The organism is Okeania hirsuta, assembly GCF_003838195.1.
Lineage (GTDB): Bacteria > Cyanobacteriota > Cyanobacteriia > Cyanobacteriales > Microcoleaceae > Okeania > Okeania hirsuta.
In genome coordinates this window covers 1-984 of record NZ_RCBY01000625.1, presented here as the reverse complement: position 1 = coordinate 984, position 984 = coordinate 1, and the positions used below count along the sequence as shown (strand labels likewise).

The window sequence follows — 984 nt, the reverse complement described above, 5'->3', positions numbered from 1 at the left end:
CTTTGTGGGTTTAATACCCCACCGTCAACGGTCGTGTTCACGCATTACTTGGGGGAGCGAATCCCCATGTAATTTTCCTCCTGTCTCCAGTATAGCTGTCTCCTTCTTCAAGGAATGGACCCAAAGTAGCTCAGTGGATGAGCGAGCATCTGGAACGTCCTATTCATCCTCAAAGAGGGTGGTAAATACTCTAAGTGCAAGCCCAAAGGAATCTTTAACTCAGAACTTGTATGCCATCCAGCTCGCCTGAATTACAACCAGCAGAAAGGTTATGGCCTCTAATTAATGAACCGATCGCAAATCGTTCATTTACCAGCCTCGAAGAGTTAGAAGAAATTCTGTTTGAGCGTTGTCAAGTTCTTTTAACACAGCAATTTGCAATCAAGGCTATAACCCAGTACCATTGGTGGCCGAAAATTCAGGTTTAATTACTCCGATGCTACCGGATTTGAGATCACCCCCAAATCAGTCTGAATACCACAACCTTGAGCCACAAGACGGACTAATGATTCAGATTTATGAGTATTGAGTTGATCTACAAGAAAAATCCATCCTCCATCAGAATCAGTATCGATAGTCTGTTCAATGTGTTGCAGAAAATCAACTTCTGTGGGGGTGGCCTTAATTGAAGGGGTAATGATTTGTCCTTTGGCAATATGGCAGTTGGCCAGTAGACATTGAGTGCCATGGCGAATGTACTCAAACTCATTGCGTTCGACTCGTCCTGGCTCTATTGGTTGAGTGGGGCAAATTCTCTCATTAGCTTGGATACTCGTCATTTCATCGGTACTAATCAGATGAATTCCTTTTTCGAGTAATATCATGTCCGGTAGCATCGGTCTTGTATAGCAAAGGTAAGGAAGAAGGAAGAAGGAAGAAGGAAGAAGAAAGAGGGAAGAGGGAAGAGGAAAGAAGGCTACCCTCGCAAGAAAAAACCATCATTTCCTGTAGATATTCACCCTTGGGTTTACACAAACGATATAA

Annotated in this window: 1 protein-coding gene and 1 pseudogene; one reads left to right on the top strand and one right to left on the bottom strand. The window is 43.3% G+C overall.

Going from position 1 to position 984, the window contains the following annotated elements:
• Positions 1–230: 230 nt before the first annotated feature.
• A pseudogene (locus D5R40_RS33305) lies at positions 231–428 on the top strand (IS630 family transposase); the annotation flags it as partial.
• On the opposite strand, the gene D5R40_RS33300 reads toward D5R40_RS33305, so the two are convergent.
• On the bottom strand, positions 429–824 hold the full coding sequence (locus D5R40_RS33300) for a transposase (protein ID WP_161565192.1): 396 nt from the start codon (positions 822–824) through the stop codon (positions 429–431).
• Positions 825–984: the final 160 nt, after the last annotated feature.

Coding starts and splice junctions, on each gene's coding strand:
- D5R40_RS33300 (WP_161565192.1), bottom strand. CDS start 824: ATGATATTACTCGAAAAAGGAATTCATCTGATTAGTACCGATGAAATG.